Origin of the sequence: Streptomyces durocortorensis (genome assembly GCF_031760065.1) — a bacterium.
Taxonomy (GTDB): Bacteria; Actinomycetota; Actinomycetes; order Streptomycetales; family Streptomycetaceae; genus Streptomyces.
Map to the genome: position 1 here is coordinate 5254820 of NZ_CP134500.1, position 25413 is coordinate 5280232.

Here is a 25413-nt window from a genome sequence, read left to right on the forward strand (position 1 = left end):
AACCGCCCTCTTCCGCTTCACAAGGTGATGGACAGCGGAAATCAAGGCTACGCCCCCCTGACCGTTCCTTGCAGGCCGGGCCGGTGCTTCGTCGTGCACATCACATCGGAAGACGGGTTTCGGCGCAGGAAATGGCGGGAAACAAGCGAGGTTCCACTGCACTCCGGGTACGCAGGACCGTGGATACGGCCGTCCGACCGTATCCCCTGGAGATCCCCTACTGGCATGGCACGTATGAACGTGCCCTTCCGGTTCGACCCTATGTCAACGTCATCGTCAACTGCGCTGCTCGGGGATTCCCGGAAGGGTGACCTGGATGCGGCAGCCACGAACGGATTCGGCCACCCCGATCCGTCCGCCGTGCAGATCCACTGCCCAGCGGGCGATCGCGAGCCCCAGCCCCGTACCGCCGTCGCTGCCCGGCCCGTGCGGGGACGGCACCTGGCCCCGGTTGAAGCGCTCGAACACCCGGTGGCGCTCCGTCTCCGGGATGCCGGGGCCCTCGTCGACGACCTCCAGCTCCAGAGACTCGGGATACGCCCCGCGGCGCGCCAGCACCGTGACCCGGCCGTGCGGCGGGCTGTGCTTGACCGCGTTGTCGATGAGGTTGGCGACCACCTGGTGCAGTCGCTCGGTGTCCGCGTGCGCGGTGAGCTCCGGCGGCGAGACGTCCAGGTGCAGATGGACGTCCGTACGGGAGTGATTGCCCGAACCCGACGGCAGGCGTCGGTGGGAGGCGGCGAGATTGGCCTCTTTCAGTACGCCCGAGAGATACGGCCACACCTCGAACCGGCGTGCCTTCAGTGCGACGACCCCGTTGTCCAGGCGCGACAGATCCAGCAGTGTCTCCACCAGCCGACCGAGCCGCTCGGTCTGCTTCAGCGCCGTGCACATCGTCTCGGGATCGGCGGCGGACACCCCGTCCACCACGTTCTCCAGCACCGCTCTCAGCGCCGCGATGGGGGTGCGCAGCTCGTGCGAGACATTGGCGACCAGCTCCTTGCGGTGCCGGTCCTCCGCCTCCAGATCGTCCGCCATGCGGTTGATCGTCTGGGCCAGGTCGCCCAGCTCGTCCCGCCGCCCGGCGCCGCTCACCCGGCGGGTGTAGTCGCCGTGCGAGATGGACCGGGCCACCGCGCGCATCTCGTCCAGCGGCGCGGTCAGACCGTGCGCCACGAACTGGGTGATCAGCAGTGTCGCGATCACCGAGAACACGGTGATGAACTGGAACTCGGTCCGGGTCCGCAGGGCGACGATCAGCAGTCCGGTGGTGATGAACACCGAGACCACGACGAGCGTGCCCAGCTTGGCCTTGATCGAGAAGGGCCGCATCCCGGGCCCTGGCCAGGTCATGGCGCCGGAGTCTCCAGGGCGTAGCCCACACCGTGCACGGTACGGATGCGCTCCGCGCCGATCTTCCGGCGCAGCGCCTTGATGTGGCTGTCGACCGTGCGGGTGCCAGAGGCGTCCGCCCAGTCCCACACCTCGGCCAGCAGCTGCTCCCGGGAGAGCACCGCCCGCGGGGTGTTGGCCAGGCAGACCAGCAGGTCGAACTCGGTCGGCGTGAGGTGGACGTCCTCGGCGCGCACCCGGACCCGGCGCTGCGCGTGGTCGATCTCCAGCTCACCCAGACGCAGTATCCCGCTGCGCGGGGTGACGGCGGCCAGTGCGGCCCGTTCCACTCGCCGCAGCAGCACATGCACCCGGGCGGCCAGCTCCCGCATGGAGAACGGCTTGGTCATGTAGTCGTCGGCACCGACGCCGAGCCCGACGAGCATGTCCGTCTCGTCGTCGCGCGCGGTGAGCATCAGCACCGGCACCGGGCGCTGGGCCTGCACCCGGCGGCAGACCTCCAGGCCGTCGAAGCCGGGAAGCATGATGTCGAGCACCATCAGATCCGGCTGCCAGGCCTCGGCCGCGTCCACGGCCGCGGGGCCGTCCAGCGCGGTCTGGACCAGAAAGCCCTCCGCCCGCAGCCGGGCGGAAACGGCGTCGACGATCGTGGGGTCGTCCTCGACCACCAGCACCCGGCGCTGAGCCCCCGGGGTGGCCGCGACGCCGTTGTGGGTGGTGTGTGTCTGTTCCATCGCCCCGCCCCTGCCCGTTCTCGCGGGAGGCATCCCCCCGGAGGCACGTTCTTCGCTCGTGGATTTCGTGGGTGAACCCGTGTGCCGGTCAGCAGCGTAAAGGCAGCGGAGGGCTCCCGGCTACGCAGGGTGTTGCCCCGCCGGTACGCGTTCGGGCCGGGCGCGTGGCCGGATCGTCGGGCTTGTGCCGGATGACCCGTGCCAGTGCCGTGCCGCGCATACCGGGTCGGGGCTTCAGAGACCCTTCGATGCGAGATGGACCACGTCGGGCACACCTCGGGCAACGGCCACTTCTTCGGCCCCAACCCCACTGAACCCGGCATTCCGCAACGCTTGTTCGAAGGCCGGGGACGGCTGCGCGGACCAGATGGCGAGCACGCCGCCCGGGGTCAGCCGGTCGTGGCAGTGGGCGAGTCCCGTGGGGGAGTAGAGGCTCCCGTTGTCCTCCGTGACGGTCCAGTCGGGCCCGTTGTCGATATCCAGACACAGGGCGTCGTAACGCTCCGTGGTTGTACGGAGATGGGCCACCAGGTCCGTGTGCAGGATCGAGGCCCGGGGATCGGCGAGCGCGGCCCCGGAGATCCGTGCCAGCGGCCCGTCCCGGTGCCAGCCGATGATCGCCTGCTCCCGCTCCGCGACCACGATCCGCCCCCAGCGCCCCTCCTCGGCGGCACGCACCAGCGAGAAGCCCACGCCCAGCCCGCCGATCAGCACGGAGGGGCCGGTCCGCCCGGCGGGCAGGGCATCCAGCGCGGCATCGATCAGCAGCCGCTCGGAGCGTCCGTCGGAGGTGTCCATCAGGAAACAGCCGTTGGCGATGATCTCGTAGTGCTCCCCGCGCTCCCGCAGAACGACCTCGCCGAACGGCCCGTCGCGGCGGTCGAGGGTGACGGGGGTGTCGGCGGAACGCGTCGGCATCGATTCATCGGGGGCGGTCATCGCGGACGTCGCGGACATGTCGTGGCTCTCCGGTCTCCGGTCGTGGCAGTCGGTGCCCGTCCATCCTGTCCTGCGGGCCGCGCGGAACGCCAAAGCTTTGCGGCCGCCCGCCACCGCCCCCGCCCTGGGTGCGTCCGGTTCACGGCCGAGGCGCCTTCTTCCCGTGCACCGCCGTGTACTCGGCCGCCAGCCAGGGCCCCAGGTCGTCGAGGAACAGGCGGAGCAGGCCCGGGTCGGGGGAAGCGGTACGGGCCGCGGCCGCGGCGGCGGTACGCATCCGGGCCGCGCGCCCCGGGTAGTAGCGGCCGAACACCTCGGCGGACTCCTCCAGGTCGCTCGTCCAGCCGCCCCAGCGGGGCATGACCAGCGTGAAGCCGGTACGGACGAGGCGCCGGGCCACGCGTCGGCAGAGCCGCGTCCGGTCGGCGTCGGCCAGGTCCTCCGCCGTCGCCGTCGCCGTCGCCGTCGCCGACGCCCGCCAGCGCGGCAGCGCGAGCGCGAGATCGCCGTTGGTCTCGCGGGCGAGCAGCGAGGTGGGGCGGTAGCGGGGCAGGACGGAGGCGAGGTCGGGCCCGAGCAGCGGGGTGCACAGGCAGGCGACGAAGAAGCCGAGGTCGTGCCGTTCCAGCTCGCTGAGTGCGGTACGCGCACGGACCATCAGGATGCCCGCCGTGTCGATGGCCGGGTGGTCGGTATCGAGCGCGGCGGCGACGCCGACGGCGTCGCCGCGGTCCGCGTCCGTCGGCTCCCCGCGCAGTGCCAGCAGCAGATCGAGGTCCGAGCGCCCGGGAACAGCCGACCCGCGCGGAACGCTCCCGTACAGGTAGGCACTGTGCAGCCGCTCGCTCCCGAACGCCTCGGCGATACGGGAACGGGCATCCGCAACCACCGGCGCGAACGTCTCCGGGACGCGGTCGAGGCTTCCTTCGCGGGCGATCGTGCCGTCCTCGGCGAGACCTTTTCCGTTCATGCGAGCACTGTGCCGGAAAGGCCCGAGCGGCGGCCTCCGCCCCCGGCCCCGCCCCCTCGGCGCGTGATCGCTGAGAGCGAACAGGCCCCGGGGAACATTCAACGGCTCATGAGCATTGAGTCCACATAGCTCAACTTGCCTGCCGAAGGGGAGATCATGACTAGCGAGTCCAAGGCGTTCACACCGATCGACCTGCCCGTGCTGCCGCTCGACGACGAGGTCGTCCTGCCCGGCATGGTGGTGCCGCTGGACCTGTCCGACACCGAGGTGCGCGCCGCCGTCGAGGCCGCGCAGGCCGCCGCCCGTCCCGACGGCGGCAAGCCCGAGGTGCTGCTGGTCCCGCGGATCGACGGGACGTACACGGGGACCGGTGTCCTCGGCACCGTCGAGCAGGTCGGGCGCCTCTCGGACGGCGACCCGGGTGCGCTCATCCGGGCCCGTGACCGCGTCCGGATCGGGGCCGGGACCAGTGGTCCGGGGCGGGCGCTCTGGGTGGAGGGGACCGTGATCGACGTCGTCGTGCCCGACCCCCTGCCCGGATCGGCGGCCGAGCTGGTCAAGGAGTACAAAGCGCTCGCCACCAGCTGGCTGAAGAAGCGCGGCGCCTGGCAGGTCGTGGACCGGGTCCAGCAGATCGAGGACCTCTCCGCGCTCGCCGACAACTCCGGATACTCGCCGTTCCTCTCCACCGCGCAGAAGGTCCAGCTCCTGGAGACCGTGGACCCGGTCGCCCGGCTGAAGCTCGCCGTCCAGTGGCTGAGCGAACACCTCGCCGAGCAGGATGTCGCCGAGTCCATCGCCAAGGACGTCCAGGAGGGCGTCGACAAGCAGCAGCGCGAGTTCCTGCTGCGCCGCCAGCTGGAAGCCGTACGCAAGGAACTCTCCGAGCTCAACGGCGACCCGGAGGACGAGTCCGACGACTACCGGGCCCGCGTCGAGGCCGCCGAGCTGCCCGAGCACGTCCGGACGGCGGCGCTCAAGGAGGTCGAGAAGCTGGAGCGGGCCAGCGACCAGTCGCCCGAGGGCTCCTGGATCCGCACCTGGCTGGACACCGTCCTCGAACTGCCGTGGAACGAGCGAACCGAGGACGCCTACGACATCCGCGGCGCCCAGGCGGTCCTGGACGCCGAGCACGCCGGTCTCGCGGATGTGAAGGAGCGCATCACCGAGTACCTCGCGGTGCGCAAGCGGCGTGCCGACCGGGGGCTGGGCGTGGTGGGCGGTCGCCGCGGCGGCGCGGTACTGGCCCTCGTCGGCCCGCCCGGTGTCGGCAAGACCTCGCTCGGTGAGTCCGTCGCGCACGCCATGGGCCGCACGTTCGTCCGCGTCGCACTCGGCGGTGTCCGGGACGAGGCGGAGATCCGCGGCCACCGGCGTACGTACGTGGGCGCGCTCCCCGGACGTATCGTGCGGGCGATCAAGGAGGCCGGTTCGATGAACCCGGTCGTCCTGCTCGACGAGATCGACAAGGTCGGTTCCGACTTCCGGGGCGACCCGGCCGCCGCCCTCCTCGAAGTCCTGGACCCCGCGCAGAACCACACCTTCCGCGACCACTACCTGGAGGTCGAGCTCGACCTCAGCGACGTCGTCTTCCTCGCCACCGCCAACGTGCTCGAAGCCATCCCGGAAGCCCTGCTCGACCGCATGGAACTGGTCAGGCTCGACGGCTACACCGAGGACGAGAAGGTCGTCATCGCCCGGGACCACCTCCTCCCGCGCCAGCTGGAGCGGGCCGGCCTGGAGAAGGACGAGGTCGCCCTGGAGGAGTCGGCGCTGCGCAAGCTGGCGGGCGAGTACACCCGCGAGGCGGGCGTACGGAATCTGGAGCGGGCCGTCGCCCGGCTGCTCCGCAAGGTCGCGGCCCAGCACGAACTGGGCGACCGGGACCTGCCGTTCACGGTGACCGACGCGGACCTGCGCGGTCTGATCGGGCGTCCGCACCATGTACCCGAGTCCGCTCAGGACCCGGCCGAGCGCCGCACCGCCGTGCCGGGCGTGGCCACCGGGCTCGCGGTGACCGGGGCGGGCGGTGACGTCCTCTTCGTCGAGGCGTCGCTCGCCGACCCGGAGACCGGGGCCTCCGGACTGACCCTGACCGGTCAGCTCGGCGACGTCATGAAGGAGTCGGCGCAGATCGCCCTGAGCTTCCTGCGCTCGCACGGTGCGGAGCTGGAGCTGCCGGTCGCCGACCTCAAGGACCGGGGCGTGCACATCCACTTCCCGGCGGGCGCGGTCCCCAAGGACGGCCCGAGCGCCGGTATCACCCTGACGACCGCCCTGGCCTCGCTGCTCTCCGGACGCCTCGTCCGTACGGATGTGGCGATGACCGGCGAGGTGTCGCTGACCGGGCGGGTCCTGCCCATCGGCGGCCTCAAGCAGAAGCTGCTGGCCGCTCACCGCGCGGGCGTCACGACCGTCGTGATCCCGCAGCGCAACGAGGCCGACCTGGACGACGTCCCGGCCGAGGTCCTGGAGAAGCTGGACGTCCGGCCGGTCACCGACGTCCGCCAGGTGCTGGAGATCGCCCTCACCCCGGCCTCGGCCCGGGCGGAGGAGAGGATCCCGGCCGCGGCCTGAGTCCGTCGTACGGGGCGTACGGCCTGAGCGTTGTACGGGGCGCACGGAACGGCCCGCTTACCGCATACCGGCGGGCGCGGGCCGTTCCGCATGCCCGGGGGCCGCTCAGGGGCGGTAGATCGTGCCCGGCTGCGGCTCGGCCGGGGCCATCAGCTCGGGGACGGTCACGAAGGTGTAGCCGTCCTTCTGGAGCGCGTCGATGATGCCCGGCACGGCGGGGACGGTGCCTTTGTAGATGTCGTGCAGCAGGATGATGCCGTCTTTGCTCGCCTGGTCCAGGATGCGCTTCCGGATCAGTGCGGAGTCGTTCGTCGAGTAGTCCTTCGCGGTGGCGCTCCACAGCACCTGCGACAGCCCCAGCTCCTTGCTGACCTTGCTGACCTCGTCGTCCGTGCGGCCCTGCGGCGGGCGCATCAGCCGGGGCCGCTCGCCGGTGATCCTCTCGATGGCCTTCTGGGTCTTCTCCAGCTCGGCCCGTATCTCGTCCGGGTCGTGGTCGGTGAGGATCTTGTGCGTCCAGGTGTGGTTGGCGACCTCGTGGCCCTCGTCCTGGATGCGCCGCACGGTGTCCGGGTGCTTGACGACATGGTGCTTGCCCAGCAGGAAGAAGGTGGCGTGCACCTTCTTCTCCTTCAGGATGTCCAGCAGCTCGGGGGTGTCCTCGCCCGGCCCCGCGTCGAAGGTCAGGGCGATGCACTTGGCCTCGCGGCAGTCCACCGGCCCGAACGCGCCCTTGGCGTCGGCAGCCGCCTCCCCGCGCGCCGAGCCCGGCGCGGTCGTGTCCATCGAGCAGCCGCTCAGCGTCAGTGTGAGCGCCGCCACCAGAGCCATGGCCAACCGCTTCCCGGGCAATGACGTCTTTGACGACGGCACCTTGGACAGCGGCGTCTTTTCGGGCATGGCAAAGCACTCCTCCGTGCGGGAAATCCCGCACAGCCGTGCGGTACGCCGAGGACTATACCCAGTGCGTATACATGGAGTGCATAGTGGGTCGCGCCGTCGCCGTCGGCCCCCTCCTGGGCATCCTGCGAAATACTGGCCGCGCTGCGGCGTCGACCACCCGCGGTGACATGTTTCATCGGCAGGGAGCCGTAGAGGGGGTGCTGACGTGCACGGGAGTGAGAGCGAGCCGGAGCGGGGCGTGGCCGCCGGAAGTGGTGTGGACCACGAATTCTTGGCGCTGGAGCGCGAGTTGGCTGTGTTCCTGCGCCGGGCGCGGGCCAGCTCGGGCGAGATGGCCAGGGAGGTCCACCCGGAACTGGAGCCCGCCGCCTACGGGCTGCTCGTCCGCCTGGAGTCGGCGGGCCGGCAGCGGGCCACCGAGCTGGCCGCGTACTTCGGCGTCGGCAAGGCCACCATGAGCCGCCAGCTGCACTCCCTGGAGAACCTCGGCCTGGTCGTACGCGAGCCCGACCCGGCCGACGGCCGCGCCTGGCTCGTCCACCTCACCGACGAAGGCCTGGCCCGCTTCCGCAGCGTCCGGGATGCCCGCCGCGAGCGCTACGTACGCAAGCTGACGGGCTGGGACCGGGCCGAAGTGGCTGAGCTGGCCCGGCTGCTGCACCAGCTGAACGCCCGCGCCGAAAGCTGACCCCGCGCCGAGGGCCGGCCCCGCGCCGAAAGGCCCCTACAGCTCCACCAGGATCGCCGTGGCGTCGTCGTGCGCCTTGCTGCGCCGCAGCCGCGCGCGCCCGGCCCCCGCGTCGGCGGTCTCCAGCTCCCGTACCCGGTCGATCAGCGCCTGCGGCCCCGACCTCCGCAACTGCTCCAGCGCGGCCGCCCAGTCTCCCTCGCCGAACATCTCCGTCCAGCGGCTCGCCCCGTCCGTGAGCGCGGCGAGGGTACGGACCTCGGAGGCCGGGGCGCTGCCGGTCACCGCGCGCACCGCCACCGACGGATCGGCGGCAGCCGTGAAGAAGCCGCCCTCCTTGTTGCGCACCGTGGAGTCCGCGATCTCATGGGAGGCCAGCGAACCCGGCGGCAGCCGGTCCAGCCGGTCGTCGAGGACCGCGCGGACCGAGCCGTCCGGGGCCTCCAGCAGCAACACCGAATCCGAGAGCACCAGGTACTCGACCGCGTGTTCGCCCCAACGCGCCAGGACCACGGTCGCCTGAGGAGTGCGCACGTGAGAAAGGTCACAGGTGGGCCGGTGGGCGTCGGCCGTACGGGAGATGGCCTCGGCCAGTACCTCGGTCAGGGACAGATCGAGGCGTGAACCGGACAGTTCCACCAGCGCACCGCCCAGGCGGGCCGTGAACCACGGAACCGGGTGCACACAACCGGGCTCCGTCGGCGGCGGGGTGACGCCGTCGAGCAGGACCAGCGCGCCGCCCTGACCGGACGCGGGGAGAGCGGCCGAGACCCAGTCCTCGTTGGGGCGTTCGGGGCTGCCGGGGGCGGTGGCCAGTTCGATGCGCATGACGTCAGTCTCCACGACGCCTTCACGGGACCCGCACCCCGGTCGCATTGGCTTGTACCAGCAGGTCAACAGGGCCTCAGGGGCCGGAAGGAGAGACTCCGAACGAGTGCGGGCGGGCATCTTGCCAAAGCCGGACCGGAAGTTCCACCCCATCGTCCATGCATGGTCAGGGGCGCGCCGGGGGAGACTTGTTCGCCAACTCAAGAGTGATGTTCACTCGTTCGAGTGGCGGAGCGGTTGATGCGCGCCCCCCTCTCAAAAGCACTGGAATGGTCAGAAGCCGTACCAGGAGCGGGGTGCCCCTCTGTGTGACCGTGCGTCACCTCTGCTTCAAGGGTGGACGAGTCAAGATTGCGAGCACCGGTGCAGAAGAAGCGGCCGCGGAGCAAGGGCACGACGCACGACGGTTCCGGGGCGACGCCTCCGGCGCCCGGCGCCGACAGGCGAACCGTGCGGGTGCGCAGCCGACTGGTCGCCGGAGTCGCGGTCGTCGGCGTCATCGTCCTGGCGGCGGGTGCGCCCGCCGCGCTCGGGGCCTCCGCCGATCTGACCGAGTCCCAGCGGCTCGTCACCCTCGCCGAGCTGAACCAGCAGGCCGTCACCCTCGCGCACTCCCTCGCCGACGAACGCGACGCGGTCACCGCGTACATCGCCGACGGCCGGGGCGAGGAGGACGACAGCGACGCCGCGGAGAACCGCACCGCCCGTGCCACGCGCGTCGACCAGCAGATCGACGAGATCCACGAGGCGGCCTCCGCGGCCCTGCGCCGCGACCTCTCCACGATCCCCTCCCTGCGCCGGGACGCGCTGACGGGCAAGGGCACGGCGCTGGAGGCCCACCAGGCGTACTCCGACGTCATCGTCAAGCTGCACGGCATCGCCGCCGAGCTGGCCGAGAAGACCCCGCCGCGCGCCGCCGACGCCACCCGGGCCCCGCTCACCCTCGGCGGCGCGGCCGAACAGGCCTCCGCGACCCGGGGGCTCCTCCTCGCCGCGCTCGCCGTGCCGAGCCCCGAGCCCACGGTCCCGCAGACCGACCCCTTCACCGGGCTGCCCGTGCAGACCCAGGACGAGGACGCCGCCCGGGCCGACCGCGAACGCGACGAGCTGAGCGCCGCCGCCCAGCAGGCCCGCGTACGCGAACTGGCCTCGCTCGCCGACTTCGACCAGGCGGCGAACCCGGCGGCCCGCGACAAGCTCTCCGCCACCGTCACCGGCCCGGAGGTCAACGACGCGGAGAAGTACCTCACCCGCCTCACCGACCGCCCCGAGCTGTCCGAGGCGGAGCGCAGGGTCAGCCCGAAGAAGCTGGAGGCCGCGCTCTCCGCCCGCGTCGACCGGATGCGCAGCGTCGAGTCCGCCCTCTCCGCCGGCCAGGTCCGGCACCTGGAGGGGCTCCGCGACGACGACGTCACCGCCCTCGAACTGAGCATCGCCCTGCTCGGCGGCTGCTTCCTCCTCGCCGTCGGCGTCTCCACCGCGGTCGCCCGCACCCTCACCCAGCCGCTCGCCGTCCTCCGTATCGGCGCCGCCCGCCTCGCCGAGGAGCCCGAGACCGCCGAACCGGTCCGCTACACCGGCCGCAACGACGAGTTCGCCCAGGTCGTCCGGTCGATGAACACCCTGCACGGCAAGCTCACCGCCCTGCACCAGGACTTCACCGGCCGCGTCGAGAGCCTCAGCACCGAACGCTCCGGCCTGATCAAGAGCCGCGAGTCCCTCGCCCAGCAGCGGTCCGAACTCCAGGACCGGACCGCCGAGCTGGCCACCCAGCTGGAACAGCTCAAGAACACGGTCCACCACACCTTCGTCAACCTCTCCCTGCGCACCCTCGGCCTCGTCGAGCGGCAGCTCGGCGTGATCGAGGGCCTGGAGGAGCGCGAGCAGGACCCGGAGCGCCTCGCCACCCTGTTCAAGCTGGACCACATGGCCACGGTCATGCGCCGCCACAGCGAGAACATGCTCGTCCTCGCGGGTGCCGACCACGGCCACAGTCACGCCGGCCCGATCCCGCTGGTCGACGTGGCACGCGCCGCCGTCAGCGAGATCGAGCGGTACGAGCGGGTCACCATCCAGTCCCTGCCGCCGCACGCCCAGATCGCCGGATTCGCGGCCGACGACCTCAGCCACCTCCTCGCCGAACTCCTGGAGAACGCGACCTCCTTCTCTCCGCCTGACTCCCATGTCGAGCTGTCCGGCTGGCTCCTTGAGACCGGCGAGGTGATGCTCTCCGTGTCCGACGAGGGCATCGGCATGTCGACGGTCCGGATGGGCGAGCTCAATGCCAGGCTGGCCGACCCGGCCTCGTTCGAGCCGGGGGAGCGGCACATCGACATGACCGGCGCCGGACTCGGGCTCCAGGTGACGTCGTTGCTGGCCGCCCGCCACGGAGTGCGGGTCCAGCTGCGCGAGCAGAAGGGAAGTGGAGTGGCGGCTGTCGTCGTCCTGCCGCAGGCCCTGCTGCCCAAGTCCCTGCCCGCGGCCTCGCCGCCCGCCGTGCAACTGCCGGGCGACGGCCCGGCGCTCAACCTGCCGGGGTCGGTGGCCGAGGCCAACTCCAACGCCCTGCCGAGCCGTTCGCCGGTCGCGCCGACGGCTGCGGAGAGGGCTGAGGCCGCCACGGAGACGGCTGAGGCTACGGAGACCGAGGCGGCTGCCGAGCCGATGCCGGAGGCCGAAGCGGGGGCCGCGCCCGTGGGAGTCTCCGCAGAGGCCTTCGACGGGTCCTCCGGGGAGGTCTACGAAGAGGTCTCCGGCGCTGAGCCCGGGCCTGTGTCCGAGCCCGTGTCCGAGCCCGTGCCCGTGCCCGAGCCTGACCGCGTGTCCGAGCCCGATCCCGGCCTCGCCTCCGAGCAGGCCGTCGAGCCCCAGCCCGCCGTGGACCCGATCATCGCCGCCGCCGAGCGCGCGATCCGCGAGAACGCCTCGACGGAGCCGCAGCGTGGGCCGGAGCCCGCGCCCGTACCGGAGCCGGCCGAGGACCCCGAGGCCCGGGAAGCCACCGCCGTACCGCAGCAGGGGCAGGGGCAGGGGCCGGAAGCGGAGGCCCGACCCACGCCCGACGCGGGTGCCGAACCGGACTCCGGCCCCGACGCGGAGGCACCCGCCGAATCGGACTCCGAGATCACGATGCAGGTCCGCCTGCCGAAGCCCCCGGCCACCCCCACGGCTCCCACGGGCCCCACCGTCCCCGTGGTCCCCGCAGCCCCCATCACCCCGGCCACGCGTCAGCCCGCCGACCCGTACGCGATCGGCCCCGACCGCCACGAGCGGCCCGCGGAGGGCGGCCCGGACGACGGCCCCGAGTTCCGCCCTGCTCCCCACGCCGAGGCCTTCCCCGCCGATGTCGTCCCCGGTCCCCGTCGCCCCGAGGGCGAGCGGGTCACGGACAAGGGGCTGCCCAAGCGCACGCCCAGGATCGTCCGGCCCGAGGGCTCACCTGCCGGGCTCACCGGAGGCACCCGCACCGGCGGCATCGACAGGGACGATCTCCGCCGCCGTCTCGGCAGCTTCCACCAAGCGGCGAAGGAGGGCCGACGCGACGTCGAGGCCGAGATCGCCGAGTCCACCGGCACCACGAGCACCATCCACACCACCAGCACCGCACGGATCGACCAGACCGGCGGCCGTCGTACGGACGGCCGGAACGAAGAGACGGGGGACACAGTCGAGGAGGCACGCAGTTGACTGCGCCCAGCACATTCGGGCTGAGTACCGAAGCCCGGAACCTTCACTGGTTGCTGAGCAATCTCGTGGAGGAGGTGCCAGGGGTCCACTCGGTCACCGTCGTCTCGTCCGACGGCCTGATGCTGCTCTCCTCCGACCCCGGCCATCACAGCGCGAAGGCGGCCGGGACGTCCGACGGCCCCAAGGGCTCCAGTGCCGACCTCGCCACCATCGTCGCCGGTATCGGCTCGCTGACCGTCGGCGCCGCGAAACTGATGGACGGCGGCGGCGTCAAACAGACGATGGTCGCCATGGACGAGGGCAGCGTCTTCGTCATGTCGATCAGCGACGGCTCCCTGCTCGGGGTGCACGCCGCCCCCGACTGCGACATGAGCGTCGTCGCGTACCACATGGCCCTCTTCGTCGGCCGGGCCGGACACGTACTCACCCCCGAACTCCGCAGCGAGCTGCGCACATCGATGGAGAGCGCCCAGTGACGACCGCCGCCGCAGCCGAACCCGCCCCGCGTCTCCCCGTCCGCGGCGCCGACCGGCGCCCCGCCCGGGTCCGCCCGTACTCCCTCACCGGCGGCCGCACCCGCTTCGGGCACGTCCTGCTCGTCGAGACGTTCGTCGCGGCCCTCGAAGCACCCGAGGAGCGCCGCGAGCTCACCAACGGAAACCTCGTCTCGCGCGTCATGCCCGAGCTCCAGGCCATCGTCGAACTCTGCCGCCGGATGCGTACGGTCGCGGAGATCTCGGCCCTGTTGAAGATGCCGCTCGGAGTCGTCCGGGTGCTGCTCAGCGACTTGGCCGACCAGGGAAAGATCCGCGTGTACGGGACCGGGCACGGCACCGGTCAGCCCGACCGCGCACTGCTCGAAAGGGTGCTCAATGGACTCCGCCGTCTCTGAGGCGCCGCTCTTCGCCCCGCGCCAGCCGGGGCCCCGGGACCAGGCGGAGGAATCCCTCCAGGCCTGGCAGCTCGACCACACCCGCGCACCCACCGCCACCAAGATCGTGGTGGCGGGCGGCTTCGGCGTCGGCAAGACGACGTTCGTGGGCTCGGTCTCCGAGATCACCCCGCTCCAGACCGAAGCGCTGATGACGCAGGCCAGCGAGGAGACCGACGACCTCTCCGCGACGCCCGGGAAGACCACCACGACGGTGGCCATGGACTTCGGCCGGCTCACCCTCGACGACGACCTCGTGCTGTACGTCTTCGGCACGCCCGGCCAGCAGCGCTTCTGGTTCATGTGGGACGACCTGGTGCGCGGGGCGATCGGCGCGGTCGTCCTCGCCGACACCCGGCGGCTGGAGGACTGCTTTCCCGCGCTCGACTACTTCGAGAGCTGCGGGCTGCCGTACATCGTGGCGGTCAACCATTTCGAGGGGACGCCCGGTTACGAGGCGGAGGACGTCAGGGAGGCCCTGACCGTACCGCCGGAGGTGCCGATAGTGATCATGGACGCGCGCAACAGGATCACGGTCGTCGAGTCGCTCCTCGCCCTGGTCGGCCACGCCCTCGACGTCACCCCCGCCTAGACCGCACAGACCGCCTCGAACCAGAGACAACGGAGAGCCGCGATGCGGAAGATACTCATAGTCGGAGCCGGTCAGTCCGGGCTCCAGCTGGCCCTGGGCCTTCAGTCCAGAGGCTACGAAGTCACCCTCATGTCCAACCGCACGGCCGACGAGATCCGCACGGGCCGGGTCATGTCGACGCAGGTCATGTTCCACACCGCGCTCCAGCACGAGCGGGACTACCAGCTGAACTTCTGGGAGTCCCAGGCCCCGAGGATCGAGGGCCTCGGCGTCTCCGTCGCCGCCCCCGACTCCTCGCGCGCCGTCGACTGGGTCGGCAAGCTGGACGGGTACGCGCAGTCCGTCGACCAGCGCGTGAAGATGGCGGGCTGGATGGAGACCTTCGCCCAGCGTGGCGGGCAGCTGGTCATCCACGGGGCGGCCGTCTCCGACCTGGACTACTTCTCCCGCACCTACGACCTGGTGATGGTCTCGGCGGGCAAGGGCGAGCTGGTCTCCATGTTCGGCCGGGACGCGGCCCGTTCGCCGTTCGACGCCCCGCAGCGGGCACTGGCCGTCGCCTACGTCCACGGCATGGGCCCGCGCCCGGAGCACCCGGAGTTCGACGCGGTCCGCTGCAACCTGGTGCCGGGCGTCGGCGAGCTGTTCGTGATGCCGACTCTCACCACCTCCGGCCGGGCCGACATCCTCTTCTGGGAGGGCATCCCCGGCGGCCCGCTGGACGCCTTCCAGGGCATCAGGGACCCCTCCGAGCACCTCGCGAAGACGCTGGAACTCATGGAGAAGTTCACGCCCTGGGAGTACGCCCGAGCCACCAGGGTCGAGCTGACCGACGCCAACGCAACCCTCGCGGGCCGTTACGCCCCCACCGTCCGCAAGCCGATCGGCCGGCTCCCCGGCGGCGGTCTGGTTCTCGGCGTCGCGGATGTCGTCGTGGCCAACGACCCGATCACCGGCCAGGGCTCCAACTCGGCGTCCAAGTGCGCCGACTCCTACCTGGACTCGATCATCGAGCACGGAGAGAAGGAGTTCGACGCGGCGTGGATGCAGTCCGCCTTCGACCGCTACTGGGACACCGCCCAGCACGTCGTGAGGTGGACCAACGCGATGCTCGGCGTCCCCCCGGAGCACGTGCTGAACCTGATCGGCGCGGCCGGTCAGCTCCAGCCCGTCGCGGACCGCTTCGCCAACGGGTTCAACGACCCGGCGGACTTCGACGACTTCTTCTTCGAGCCGGAGAAGACGAACGCGTACCTGGCCTCGGTCTCCGGAGCCTGACAGCGGGTGTGCTTCGGCGGCCGGGCCCGCACCGCCGGTCCGGCCGCCGGGAGCCTATTCGGGTGCCGCGTCCGGTGCCGTGTCCGCGCCGTACCCGGTGTCCGAGCCGTCGCGGGCGCCCTCGGGGAGATCCGGGAGCGTGTACGCGGACAGCGGTACGCCGCCGGGGTCCGGGCGGACGGCCCCGAGCAGCGGGTTCGACGCCACCGGGGAGACCTTCACCTCCGTACCGGGGCGGGGTGCCTGCACCACGAGGCCGTTGCCGATGTACAGCGCCACATGGGTCGCCTTCGGGAAGTAGACCACCAGGTCGCCGGGGCGCAGTGAGGAGAGCGGCACCTTCGGGAGCCGCTTCCACTGTTCCTGCGAGGTGCGCGGGATCGGCCGTCCGGCCGACGACCAGGCCCGGGACGTCAGCCCGGAGCAGTCGAAGGACCCCGGCCCCTCCGCGCCCCACACGTACGGCTTGCCGATCTGCCGGATCGCGTACGCCACGGCGTCGCCGCCCTGCCGTGTGGGCGGCCGGGTGGAGCTGAGGGCCCCGGAGGCGACCAGTTCGCGCTGGGCCGCCGCCACGCCCTGCTGCTCAAGACCGGCCAGCTGGTCCAGTTGCTCGGCGGAGAGCGTGGCGAGCAGGGCCTCGACCCGCTCCAGCTTGCCGCGCACGGTGTCGCGCTGCTTCTTCTGCCGCGCGGCCAGCTTCTTCTGCTGGTCCATCGCCTTCCGGGACGCGGAGGCCAGCGTGTCCGCGCGCCGGGCCGATTCGGTCAGCCGGTCCACCGTAGCCGCACGGCCCGCGGCCACGCGCTCGATGACGTGGGTCTGGTCCAGGGCCCGCAACGGGTCCCGGGCCAGCAGCAGCTGGAGGAACGCGGAGAAGTCGGTGCGCCCCTGGTACTGCTCCCGGGCCAGCCGCCCGGCGTCGCCGCGGCTGAGTTCCAGCGCGGCCCGCGCCTTCGTCAGGTCGGAGTCGACCTTCTTCGCCCGCGCGGTCTGCTTCTTCAGCTTCTCGGCGGTGGCGTTGTAGGCCTCGCTCGCCTCCTCCGCCTCCTGGTAGAGGGTCTGCAACTCGCGCAGAAGGGTGGCGACACTCCTCGGCGCCCCGGCCTCGGGGGCGGCGAGGGCGGTCTCGGCGTCGACGAGGGGAGCGGATGAGGAATCGTCGGACGGTACGGGGTCCGGCTCGGCGGGTGCGGCGATGGCCGGGGAGACCGTGAGCGCCGCGGTGAGGGCGGTCGTACAGACCGCGCGCAGGAGCCTGCCTGACACGACATCACCTCCGTGACCCAAAGTGGGTTGATCCGATTAATCCGGTCACTCGGTGTCAGGTGATGCAAGCACTGCGCGGCGTGCCGTCCGAGGAATCCCCCGGACGGCGGTGGGGGGAGGGGGAGGGCCTCAGACCACGGGGAAGGCGTAGAAGACCTTGTCCCGCTGGACGACGGCGGTCCTGCCGACCGTGAGCGTCCGGTACGGCGCGATCACCGTCCCGCCCTTGGGGTCGGTGGCACCGATGTCCTGGAACTTCCACAGCCGCTCACCGTCGGCCGCCGAGAACGCCGTGACCTGGATCGCGTCGGCGGCGATCAGGGTCTTCTCGCTGGCGCTCAGCGTGATGGACGGGGCGTTCCCGATCCCCGGCACCTCCGTGGAGCGGCGCCACACGAGCCGGCCGGTCTCCCGTTCCACCGCGCCGACCTGCCGGGTGCGTTCGGTGGTGTGGATCAGCGGTCCGGCGAGGATCGGGGTGCCGAAGACCGAACCAGGGCTGCCCGCGACCCGCCAGAGCGGCTTCGTGGTGTCCGTCTCGAAGGCCTGGAGGTCGGTGCCGACCGCCGCGAACAGCGCCCCGTCCTCGTCGCCCGCGATGCCCGCGACGGGGGAGGTCGTGCCGTACTGCTTCGTCCCCAGCAGCTTGCCGGTCTTCTGGTCGAACGAGCGGATGGAGCCCTTCCCCTTGGCCGCCTTGACCTCGGCCGGCGTGAGCGTGACCGACTCCTGGCGTACGAGGATCTCGGTGGAGCGCTCCCCGATGACCCGGTAGACGGGGGTGCCCGGGGCACGGCCCGCCGGTACGGGCGTACGCCACAGCTCCTTGCGCTGCACGATGTCGTACGCGAAGAAGTACGCCTGGACGACCTCCTTGTCCTTGGCCTTCTTCTCGCCCTTCTTCGGCTTCGGCGCCTCCACGGTGACCGTGTGCGAGCCGGTGAACCAGACGACCGTGCCTGAGTGCCCGGCCAGCCGCCCGACCGCCAGGCCGGGCAGGTCGGTGAAGCCGTCCGTGTACCGCAGCCGGTGCACGACGGTGCCGTCCTCCGGCGACAGCCACAGGAACTCCGTCGGGGTGGCCACGAAGCACAGCTCATCGCCCGCAGCCAGCGCGGCCTGCCCCTTCGCGGCGTCGGCGCGCTGCCACAGCCGCTTCCCGGTCCGCAGGTCGACGGCGCTCGCCTGGCTCTCGCTGGTCACCACCAGCAGCCGGTCCCGCCACAGCGCGGTGGTGCGTGGGGCGGACTCGGAGGCCGGGTGCCGGTAGATCCAGCGCGGCTCGGGGGCCTGCCCCGGCAGCGTACGGCGGGGCTTCGGCGCGGGCTTGTCGTCCGTGGCCGCCGCGGTGTCCCCGGAGCCGAGCGCGGCAACCGCACCGCCGCCCACGACCAGTCCGCCGACCGCCGCGGCCGCGATGGTCAGCAGGGTCCGGCGGCTGGTGGCGGGGTCGGGCGCGGGGGCGGGTGCGGGGGGCAGGGGCAGGGACACCATCGGGCCACCGCCGGGCCCGCCCGGGCCTCCCGGACCTGAGGGCCCGGCGGGGAGCGCCGGGAGGGCTGCCGGAGGGTACGGGGCCGGGCCGCCCTGGGTGTGGCTCGGCTGCTGCGGGGCGGCGGGTGCCGCGGGCAGCTGGGGAGCCTGAGGGTGGGGGGCGCCCGGGGGAGCGGTCATTTCGTGGGGGACGGCGAGCTGTGTGGTCGGGCGGTCGTTCTGCGGCGGCCGCGGCCCGGTGTTGAGGAAGCGCGTGGTGCCCCGGTCCTCACCGATGTCTCCGTCGGCCCCGCTGTCCCCGTCGCCTACGGGGGTGGCTGCTGGGGGAGCGGTGGCGGCCGCCGGTGCCGGTGCGGTGGTGGGGCCCTTCGCCAGTGCGGGAAGCGGCCGCGAGTCCTGGGGCACGAGGGCCTTGCGGGGGTCCTCGGGCCGGGCGTCCTCGGGCTGGGGGTCGTGCGGCCGGGGGGCCTCGGGTCGGGCGTCCTCGGGCCGGGGGGCCTCCGGTCGGGCGTTCTCGGGTTCGGTGGGGGTTGCGGACATACCGGGGATTTCTGGAGTGGGGGCGGGTTCGGTGGAGGCTTCGGTGTCGGTGTCGGTGTCGGTGTCGGAGTCGGAGCCGGAGTCGGTGGCCGTGGGGGCGTTGGTGGCCTCGGCGGCCTCAGTGGCCTCGCCGGGCTCCTTGACCTCCTTGACCTCCTTGGCCTCCCGGGGCACTTCGGTCTCCTCGGCCTCCCGGGGCGCGTCGGCGCCAGGACCGTCCGCAGCGCCTGGACCGGCCGTAGCGGCCGGGCCATCCGCAGGGGCCGGGCCATCCGTGTCATCGGCGCCCGCGCCGGGCCCTTCCGCAGCCCTCGCCTTCTCCTCCGGCGCCCCGAGCGCCCGCACCCGCGCCTCCTGGTCCGTGACCGCCGCCGCAAGCTGTTCCGGGAGCCAGCCGCCGTGGGCGAGGCCCGCTGCGCCCTCCAGAGCCAGTTCGGCGGCGACCGTGCCCGCGGTGGGACGCTCGGCCGGGTCCTTCGCCAGGCAGGACGTGATCAGCTCGCGCAACGGCTCCGGTACGGCGTCCAGTTCCGGTTCGTCCTCGGCGATGCGGCGGGCGGCCTCTTCGGGCGGGCCCTCCGTGAACGGGGTCGCTCCGGTCGCCGCGTACGCCAGGAGCAGCCCCAGTACGAACAGGTCGGAGGCGGCGGAGACCTCCTTGCCCTCGATCTGCTCGGGCGTCAGATAGCCGAGCCGTACCGACAGCTGGCCGCCCGGCCGAGCCTCCGCCGAGGCCGCCGCGCCCAGCGGGCCGAACGCGGTGAGGCGGGGGCCGTCCTCGGCGAGGAGCACCGTACCGGGGGCGAGGCCCTGGAGCACGGACCCGGCGGCGTGCACCCGGGAGAGGATCTCGGCGATGCCCGCGCCCAGTATCCGCAGGGCCCGCTCGGGCAGCGGTCCGGCGATCCCGACCGCCTCGGCCAGCGGCAGCGCGGGGACGTAACCCGCCGCCGTCCACAGAAGTTCCGGGGCCTCGTCCTCGTCCGCACCGGTCTCCAGTGGTGGGGTCACCCAGCCGCCCGCCAGGCGTTCGGCGGTGCGGGCCTCCGCCTGGAAGCGGCGGCGGAAGGCGGGTACGGCGGCCAGCGCGGGGCGCGCGGCGGTGACCACGGCCGGCTCACCGGTCTCCGTGTCCCGGGCCACGTACTGCACGGCGCTCGCACCCTCGTGGAGGCGCGCCAGCACGGTGAAGCGGCCGAAGCGGCGTGGATCGTCCTGACGCAGCGCCTCCATGGCGCACCCCCCTTGTGACCGTCCCTCGGCACCTGACCGTCGATCTTAGGGCCTCCGCCGAAGCGCGGCCCGTCCGCCACTCAGCCGCGGCCCTGGGGCTTCGACCAGGGCCACTTGAGCGTACGGCGCTCGCGGCCCCCGGGAACGTACTCGTACACCCAGCCGCGCTGGAGGCCGAGGCGTCTGGTGTACCCGGCCGGGACGCGCTGGTACGCGTACACGGTGGCCGGGCCGCCGTCGGGGGAGGGTACCGGGACCTCGTACCACTTCGGCGGATGGCCGGTCGGGCCCAGCAGGATCGGCAGCACCCGGCCGTCCAGGGGGCCGCCGCGGAAAGGGGTGTTCTCGCTCTTCACCGGGTCAGTCTGACGCAGCCGCCGCGGGCAGCAGGTGCGCCGCCTCCGCAACGACCGGAATCACCCGCTCCGCGAGCTGTCCCGCCGGTCCCCCGGCGGTCTCCAGCGCCAGCAGGTCGCTCACCACGGACGCGGTCTCCGGGTCGGTGGCGGCGGTGGCCGCGAGGAGGGCGATGAGGTGGTCGACCAGCCAGCCGCGCAGCTCGGCGGCGGCGGGCCGCTTCCCGTCGTCGAGCCAGATCAGCGAGGCGGCCTCGACGGCCGCGATCCAGCTGCGCACCATCATCCGCAGCCGCGGCCCGGCGGGCTGCTCCCCCTCCCCCGCGCCGCCGATCCGTCCCAGGTGGCGCAGGATCTCGTCGGCGGCCGCCCGGCGCACCCCGTCCACGATCGTCGTCGTACGGGAGGTCTCCACGACGCTGCCGCCGCGCAGCAGGGCGCTGAACCCGGTGTCGTGCTCGTCGACGAAGCGCAGATAGCGGTCCAGGACCCGGGCGACCCGCTCGGTGGGCGGGCCCTCCGGAGGCTCGGTGAAGCACAGCTTCAGCTCGTCGGCCGCCGAGCCGAGCGCGGCCTCGTACAACTGCTGCCGCCCGCCGGGGAAGTAGCGGTAGACCAGCGGCCGGGACACCCCGGCCGCCACCGCCACGTCGTCCAGCGAGACCTCGTCGGGGGCCCGGTGCGCGAAGAGGCCGAGCGCGGCCAGCAGCAGCTGGGCGCGGCGCTCCTCGACACTGAGCCTGCGGTACGTCGCACGGGGCTGCGGGACTGCGGCGGTGGGCGTCATGCCACCGAGCCTAGAGCCTGTGGCCCGCACCGCTTCAGGCCAGCAGCCCGGAGCTTCGCCACAGTCTGCGACCGACGCCGTTCAGCAGCCCGATGTCGTCGAAGAAGTCCGTCAGCCGCTTGGCGCCGGTCTGCATGACTTCGGTGCGGTGGCCGCTCGCCCTCACCTCGGCCACGGCCGCCCGGCGGTCCAGGCCGACGTTCTCGTACACCTGCGGGTTGACGAAGCAGACGGAGAAGACGCGGGCAGCCTCGCCGCAGCTGACCCTGGTGAGTTCGCGTTCCCAGCGCGGGGCGGTCACCATCTGACGGCGCAGCTCTTCGCGGGCGTACCGGACGTGCCGGGCCTCCTCGATCACATGGATGCGGGTCACCCCGCGCACCAGGGTCTGCACCCGGTCGTCCGGGAACGTCAGGCGCTGCATCCAGTCGAGGATCTCCTCGCCGAGCAGGGTCGCGGCGAACGAACCGGGGGTGGTGGAGACGGTCTTCAGGACCCGCGCCAGGTTGTGATAGACGCGCGGCACCGGGTAGGTCGGGGCGCCGCCCCAGTCGATCATGCGGCCGAACATCATCGAGTGCCGGCACTCGTCGGCTATCTCGGTGAGCGCGTAGCGGACGTGGTTGCTGGTGACGGGCTTGTCATAGATGTGCCGGACCAGCAGCTGCATCAGGATGATCTCGAACCAGATACCGAGCGAGGCGAGCGCGGCGGCCTCGTGCCGGGAGAGGTCGAGGCGCTGTTCCTCCGGCATACGGTCCCACATCGGGGTGCCGTAGAGCGAGAGCAGCTCCGGGGGCCAGAACCATTTGCCCTCCTCGACGGCCGAGTCCCAGTCGAGTTCGGTGTCGGGGTCGAAGGAGTGTCTGGCCGAGGACGCGAGCAGCCGCGCGGCGATCTGCTCGCGGTCGCGGAGCGGTCCGAATGCGTCACGGAGCAGGGTCATATCGCGATCGGTCGCGGTCGTCATGGCGGGAGCACCTCACGCTGGGGGTTACCGGCAGTCATCTCTTATGAGACTGCTCGTCAGTAAGCCCGTCAATCCCCTGCGGACGACTTGTTGACCCGCTGTCTACCAACGTGTGAACCTGCTGGGGAGACGGTGGGTGGGCACGCTCAACTACCGCCGGTGCCACGGAACTTATGAGCCAGTCGAGGCGAAGGAGCCGTCCGTGTCCACACATGACCTCTACACCACCCCGCCCGCCGAACCGATCTGGCAGGTCCCCGCCACCGGAGCCGCCCGGTTCAGCTGGGACTACGACGACGGCCGCGAACGCCTCCTCGCCCTCTACCAGAAGGGCAAGGACAAGCAGTGGGACGGCAGCAAACGCATCGACTGGTCCCTGGAGGTCGACCCCACCGACCCGCTCGGCACCCCTGACGAGGTGCTCACGCTCTACGGCACCCCGCACTGGGCGAAGATGACGGGCCATGACCGGGGTGAGCTGCGCAAGCACTACACCTCCTGGCAGTTCAGCCAGTTCCTGCACGGTGAGCAGGGCGCGATGGTCTGCGCCGCGCGGATCGTGGAGTCCGTCCCCGACCTGGACGCCAAGTTCTACTCCGCCACCCAGACCATGGACGAGGCCCGGCACGCGGAGATCTACGGCCGCTTCCTCCACGAGAAGATCGGCATGCTCTACCCGGTCAACGACAACCTCCAGGGCCTGCTGGGCGACACCCTGCGCGACTCCCGCTGGGACATGCCCTACCTCGGGATGCAGGTCCTGATAGAGGGCCTGGCACTGGCCGCCTTCGGGATGATCCGCGACACCACGACCAAGCCGCTGCCGAAGCAGATCCTCGCGTACATCATGCAGGACGAGGCCCGTCATGTGGCCTTCGGGCGGATGGCGCTGCGGGACTACTACAAGCAGCTCAGCGACGCCGAACTGCGCGAGCGCGAGGAGTTCGTTATCGAGGGCTGCTACCTGATGCGCGACCGGCTCAGCGGCGTCGAGGTCCTGGAGAACTTCGGCATCGGCAAGCAGGAGGCGAAGGAGCTCTCCGAGCACTCCGAGTACCTCCAGCTCTTCCGCAAGCTGCTGTTCAGCCGGATCGTCCCGTGCGTCAAGGACATCGGCCTGTGGGGCGAACGGCTCCAGAAGGCGTACGTCGACATGGGCGTCCTCGAACTCGGCGACTCCAACCTGGACCTGCTCATGTCGCAGGACGAGGAGATAGCCGAGGAACTGGACCGCGAGCGCTTCGCCGCCGAGGAGCAGGCCCGGGTGACGGAGGTGGCGGACGCCATCGAGGAGGGGGCGGCGGCCGACGCGGCCTGAGCAGCCACGCGGATGCCCGAGCGGATACTCGGATGCGTGCCGCCGGGCAACGGCGGCACGATGCCCGTATGACGACGAACCCGCCCCCAGCCGCCACCGCCGCCGGTCTCGCGGCCGCCCGCCGCAGCCTCGAAGCCCTCGCGCTCGGCGACGCGTTCGGGGAGCGCTGGTTCCCGCTCTTCCGCGAGCGGCGGCAGGCCCTGAACGAGATCAGGGCCCGCCGTACCCCGCCGGAGCCCCTGTGGCACTGGACCGACGACACGGCCCTCGCGCTCGCCCTGCAACGCTCCCTCGACGAGCGCGGCCAGGTCGACCAGGACCACCTGGCGCTCTGCTACGCCCTCGCCTTCGACGCCGACCAGGCACGGGGCTACGGCCACGGCATGCACCTCCTGCTGCCGCAGCTCCTCTCGGCCCCGGCCGACTGGCGCACCCTGGCCCCCGGACTCTTCGACGGCGGCAGCCTGGGCAACGGTGCGGCGATGCGGGTCGCACCCCTCGGCGCCCGGTTCCACGAGGACCTCGACCGGGTCGCGGAGCAGGCCGCGCTCTCGGCCGAGGTCACGCACGCCCACCCGGACGGCATCGCGGGCGCGGTGGCGGTCGCCGTGGCGGCGGCGCTCTCGGTACGGGGCGAGTTCACACTGGACGCGGTCGCGGACGGGACGCCGGAGGGGCCGGTACGGGACGGGGTCCGGCGCGCCGCCGGGACCCCGTTCACCACGGAACCGTGGAGGGCCGCGGACCTCCTCGGCAACGGGCAGCGCATACGGGCCGACGACACCGTGCCCTTCGCGCTGTGGACCGCCGCCCGTCATCAGGGCGACCTGGAGGCGGCGCTCTGGGCGACGGCGGAGGGGTTCGGCGACGTGGACACCACGTGTGCCATCACCGGGGGCGTCGTGGGAGCGTCCACCGGGACGGCCGGGGTGCCGGAGGAATGGCAGCGCAAGCGGGAGCCGTTGGGGCGGGAAGCGGTCTGACCGGGTGCGCGCCGGTTCTGGTGCGGGCTCTTCCGGGCGGCGCGCCGGTTCCGGCGTGGGCTTCCCCGGCCGGGCGCCCGTTCGCAGGCGTGTCGTACCGTGAGCCCATGACCACCCCGCCGCAGCCATCGCAGGGCCCCTACGGGCCGCCGCCCCCGCCCTCGCACGGCTCCTACGGCCCGCCGGCCGCCGCCCCCGGGGTGCCGCAGCAGCCCTACGGCTTCCCGCAGCAGCCTCCCGGCCCGCCGCAGCAGGGCGGCTGGGGGCAGCCCGGCATACCCGCGGGTGGCGGGCCGGGGGCGGGAGGCTGGCCGCCCCAGGGTCCGCAGCCGCCGCGCAGGACGAAGACCGGGCTGATCGTCGGCATCGCGGTCGGCGCGCTGCTCGTGGCGGGCGGCATCGTCTTCGGCGTCACCCAGCTCGCCGACAAGGGCTCCGACCTGGTCTACCCGAAGGCGGAGTACGAACTCCTCGTGGAGAAGCAGCTGCTGGACGGCGAGTTCAGTCTCACCCAGGACCTCTCGGAGACGGAGGGCAAGGAGATCGAGGAGACCCCCGACGCCAGCATCCGCGACGCCAGCGCGATCGTCGCGCAGTACGGCTCGGACAAGGGCGGGGTCCTGGTGCTCTCCGGGATGCACGGGCGCCTGGCCAGCCCCGGATTCATGCGCGGCAAGATCATGGAGGGGGCGGCGGAGAGCGACGGCGCGAAGCTCGTCGTGCCGCCCAAGAAGTTCACGCCGGCGGGGTACGACATCACGATCGAGTGCCAGGTCGTGCAGTCGAAGGAGGGCGTCGGTGTCGCCAACATCCCGATGTGTGCCTGGGGTGACGACAACACCGCCGCGATGGTCGCGCTGATCCGGCCCGAGAGCATCCTCAAGTCTCCCCGGTCCATCGACCTGGCCGAGGCCGCGGCGGAGACCGCCAAGGTCCGGGAGGAAGCCCGCAAGCCGATCGGCTGACCTGCCACGGTCCGCCAC

The 25413-nt window shown here is 72.2% G+C and carries 21 protein-coding genes; 10 read left to right on the top strand and 11 right to left on the bottom strand.

All coding sequences use genetic code 11. The features are described 5' to 3' along the window. Positions 1–276 precede the first annotated feature (276 nt). From RI138_RS23470 to RI138_RS23485, 4 genes are all read right to left on the bottom strand, one after another. The gene (locus RI138_RS23470; RefSeq protein ID WP_311121495.1) at positions 277–1353 is read right to left on the bottom strand and encodes a HAMP domain-containing sensor histidine kinase; all 1077 of its coding nucleotides are present in this window, start codon (positions 1351–1353) and stop codon (positions 277–279) included. Continuing rightward, positions 1350–2087, bottom strand: coding sequence for a response regulator transcription factor (locus tag RI138_RS23475; protein ID WP_096626884.1), 738 nt, complete (start codon positions 2085–2087; stop codon positions 1350–1352). Before RI138_RS23475 ends, RI138_RS23470 begins: the two co-directional genes overlap by 4 nt. Before the next feature lie 234 nt (positions 2088–2321). Then, positions 2322–3044 carry a spermidine synthase gene (locus tag RI138_RS23480; RefSeq protein WP_398863567.1) on the bottom strand — a complete coding sequence of 241 codons (723 nt, stop codon included), beginning with the start codon at positions 3042–3044 and terminating at the stop codon, positions 2322–2324. Positions 3045–3165: 121 nt separating this feature from the next. Continuing rightward, complete coding sequence (locus RI138_RS23485; RefSeq protein WP_311121496.1) at positions 3166–3996, bottom strand: nucleotidyltransferase domain-containing protein; 831 nt, start codon at positions 3994–3996, stop codon at positions 3166–3168. A 156-nt stretch (positions 3997–4152) separates the two neighbouring features. On the opposite strand from RI138_RS23485, the gene lon reads away from it, so the two are divergent. Continuing rightward, positions 4153–6573: an endopeptidase La gene (gene lon / locus RI138_RS23490; RefSeq protein ID WP_311121497.1), complete on the top strand. Its 2421-nt coding sequence runs from the start codon at positions 4153–4155 to the stop codon at positions 6571–6573. Between the two features lie 105 nt (positions 6574–6678). Here the strand turns inward: lon and RI138_RS23495 are convergent, their stop codons facing one another. Further along, positions 6679–7473 (bottom strand): polysaccharide deacetylase family protein, encoded by a 795-nt coding sequence (locus RI138_RS23495; RefSeq protein WP_096626881.1) that lies wholly within the window; start codon positions 7471–7473, stop codon positions 6679–6681. A gap of 208 nt (positions 7474–7681) precedes the next feature. Between RI138_RS23495 and RI138_RS23500 the strand changes: the two genes are divergently transcribed. After that, positions 7682–8164, top strand: coding sequence for a MarR family winged helix-turn-helix transcriptional regulator (locus tag RI138_RS23500; RefSeq protein WP_096626880.1), 483 nt, complete (start codon positions 7682–7684; stop codon positions 8162–8164). A 36-nt stretch (positions 8165–8200) separates the two neighbouring features. On the opposite strand, the gene RI138_RS23505 is transcribed toward RI138_RS23500, so the two are convergent. Continuing rightward, on the bottom strand, positions 8201–8992 hold the full coding sequence (locus RI138_RS23505) for a hypothetical protein (protein ID WP_311122992.1): 792 nt from the start codon (positions 8990–8992) through the stop codon (positions 8201–8203). Positions 8993–9355: 363 nt separating this feature from the next. Here RI138_RS23505 and RI138_RS23510 point away from each other — a divergent pair, with 363 nt between their 5' ends. Genes RI138_RS23510 through RI138_RS23530 form a run of 5 tightly spaced genes read left to right on the top strand, consistent with a single transcriptional unit; the run spans position 9356 to position 15480 of the window. Beyond that, entirely contained in the window at positions 9356–12679 is a 3324-nt protein-coding gene (locus RI138_RS23510; protein WP_311122993.1) for a sensor histidine kinase, read from the top strand. After that, the gene (locus tag RI138_RS23515; protein ID WP_096626877.1) at positions 12676–13155 is read left to right on the top strand and encodes a roadblock/LC7 domain-containing protein; all 480 of its coding nucleotides are present in this window, start codon (positions 12676–12678) and stop codon (positions 13153–13155) included. Before RI138_RS23510 ends, RI138_RS23515 begins: the two co-directional genes overlap by 4 nt. Further along, on the top strand, positions 13152–13571 hold the full coding sequence (locus RI138_RS23520; RefSeq protein WP_311121498.1) for a DUF742 domain-containing protein: 420 nt from the start codon (positions 13152–13154) through the stop codon (positions 13569–13571). Before RI138_RS23515 ends, RI138_RS23520 begins: the two co-directional genes overlap by 4 nt. Further along, positions 13552–14202, top strand: a complete 651-nt coding sequence (locus RI138_RS23525; RefSeq protein ID WP_311121499.1) for a GTP-binding protein — start codon at positions 13552–13554, stop codon at positions 14200–14202. Before RI138_RS23520 ends, RI138_RS23525 begins: the two co-directional genes overlap by 20 nt. A gap of 42 nt (positions 14203–14244) precedes the next feature. Further along, entirely contained in the window at positions 14245–15480 is a 1236-nt protein-coding gene (locus RI138_RS23530; protein WP_311121500.1) for a styrene monooxygenase/indole monooxygenase family protein, read from the top strand. A 54-nt stretch (positions 15481–15534) separates the two neighbouring features. Here RI138_RS23530 and RI138_RS23535 read toward each other — a convergent pair whose 3' ends face one another. The 5 genes from RI138_RS23535 to RI138_RS23555 all read right to left on the bottom strand — a co-directional run bounded on the left by RI138_RS23535 (position 15535) and on the right by RI138_RS23555 (position 22129). After that, positions 15535–16749 carry a C40 family peptidase gene (locus RI138_RS23535; protein WP_311121501.1) on the bottom strand — a complete coding sequence of 405 codons (1215 nt, stop codon included), beginning with the start codon at positions 16747–16749 and terminating at the stop codon, positions 15535–15537. A gap of 129 nt (positions 16750–16878) precedes the next feature. Beyond that, on the bottom strand, positions 16879–20016 hold the full coding sequence (locus tag RI138_RS23540) for an outer membrane protein assembly factor BamB family protein (protein WP_311121502.1): 3138 nt from the start codon (positions 20014–20016) through the stop codon (positions 16879–16881). Between the two features lie 80 nt (positions 20017–20096). Further along, positions 20097–20372 (bottom strand): hypothetical protein, encoded by a 276-nt coding sequence (locus RI138_RS23545; RefSeq protein ID WP_311121503.1) that lies wholly within the window; start codon positions 20370–20372, stop codon positions 20097–20099. 4 nt (positions 20373–20376) lie between these two features. After that, complete coding sequence (locus tag RI138_RS23550; protein WP_311121504.1) at positions 20377–21159, bottom strand: TetR/AcrR family transcriptional regulator; 783 nt, start codon at positions 21157–21159, stop codon at positions 20377–20379. A 34-nt stretch (positions 21160–21193) separates the two neighbouring features. Further along, a complete protein-coding gene (locus RI138_RS23555; protein ID WP_311121505.1) occupies positions 21194–22129 on the bottom strand; it encodes an AurF N-oxygenase family protein in 936 nt (311 codons plus the stop codon). A 202-nt stretch (positions 22130–22331) separates the two neighbouring features. On the opposite strand from RI138_RS23555, the gene RI138_RS23560 reads away from it, so the two are divergent. The 3 genes from RI138_RS23560 (at position 22332) to RI138_RS23570 (ending at position 25395) form a co-directional block, all read left to right on the top strand. Further along, positions 22332–23447 carry a ferritin-like domain-containing protein gene (locus RI138_RS23560; RefSeq protein ID WP_311121506.1) on the top strand — a complete coding sequence of 372 codons (1116 nt, stop codon included), beginning with the start codon at positions 22332–22334 and terminating at the stop codon, positions 23445–23447. 68 nt (positions 23448–23515) lie between these two features. Then, positions 23516–24430 carry an ADP-ribosylglycohydrolase family protein gene (locus RI138_RS23565; RefSeq protein ID WP_311121507.1) on the top strand — a complete coding sequence of 305 codons (915 nt, stop codon included), beginning with the start codon at positions 23516–23518 and terminating at the stop codon, positions 24428–24430. 107 nt (positions 24431–24537) lie between these two features. Beyond that, positions 24538–25395 carry a hypothetical protein gene (locus RI138_RS23570; RefSeq protein WP_311121508.1) on the top strand — a complete coding sequence of 286 codons (858 nt, stop codon included), beginning with the start codon at positions 24538–24540 and terminating at the stop codon, positions 25393–25395. Positions 25396–25413: the final 18 nt, after the last annotated feature.

What these genes read in the sequence shown, in the direction of transcription:
- RI138_RS23480 (WP_398863567.1), bottom strand. Translation starts at nt 3,044, where the DNA reads ATGTCCGCGACGTCCGCGATGACCGCCCCCGATGAATCGATGCCGACG.
- RI138_RS23550 (WP_311121504.1), bottom strand. Translation starts at nt 21,159, where the DNA reads ATGACGCCCACCGCCGCAGTCCCGCAGCCCCGTGCGACGTACCGCAGG.
- lon (WP_311121497.1), top strand. Translation starts at nt 4,153, where the DNA reads ATGACTAGCGAGTCCAAGGCGTTCACACCGATCGACCTGCCCGTGCTG.
- RI138_RS23475 (WP_096626884.1), bottom strand. Translation starts at nt 2,087, where the DNA reads ATGGAACAGACACACACCACCCACAACGGCGTCGCGGCCACCCCGGGG.
- RI138_RS23530 (WP_311121500.1), top strand. Translation starts at nt 14,245, where the DNA reads ATGCGGAAGATACTCATAGTCGGAGCCGGTCAGTCCGGGCTCCAGCTG.
- RI138_RS23505 (WP_311122992.1), bottom strand. Translation starts at nt 8,992, where the DNA reads ATGCGCATCGAACTGGCCACCGCCCCCGGCAGCCCCGAACGCCCCAAC.
- RI138_RS23470 (WP_311121495.1), bottom strand. Translation starts at nt 1,353, where the DNA reads ATGACCTGGCCAGGGCCCGGGATGCGGCCCTTCTCGATCAAGGCCAAG.
- RI138_RS23540 (WP_311121502.1), bottom strand. Translation starts at nt 20,016, where the DNA reads ATGGAGGCGCTGCGTCAGGACGATCCACGCCGCTTCGGCCGCTTCACC.
- RI138_RS23565 (WP_311121507.1), top strand. Translation starts at nt 23,516, where the DNA reads ATGACGACGAACCCGCCCCCAGCCGCCACCGCCGCCGGTCTCGCGGCC.
- RI138_RS23485 (WP_311121496.1), bottom strand. Translation starts at nt 3,996, where the DNA reads ATGAACGGAAAAGGTCTCGCCGAGGACGGCACGATCGCCCGCGAAGGA.
- RI138_RS23570 (WP_311121508.1), top strand. Translation starts at nt 24,538, where the DNA reads ATGACCACCCCGCCGCAGCCATCGCAGGGCCCCTACGGGCCGCCGCCC.
- RI138_RS23555 (WP_311121505.1), bottom strand. Translation starts at nt 22,129, where the DNA reads ATGACGACCGCGACCGATCGCGATATGACCCTGCTCCGTGACGCATTC.
- RI138_RS23495 (WP_096626881.1), bottom strand. Translation starts at nt 7,473, where the DNA reads ATGCCCGAAAAGACGCCGCTGTCCAAGGTGCCGTCGTCAAAGACGTCA.
- RI138_RS23525 (WP_311121499.1), top strand. Translation starts at nt 13,552, where the DNA reads ATGGACTCCGCCGTCTCTGAGGCGCCGCTCTTCGCCCCGCGCCAGCCG.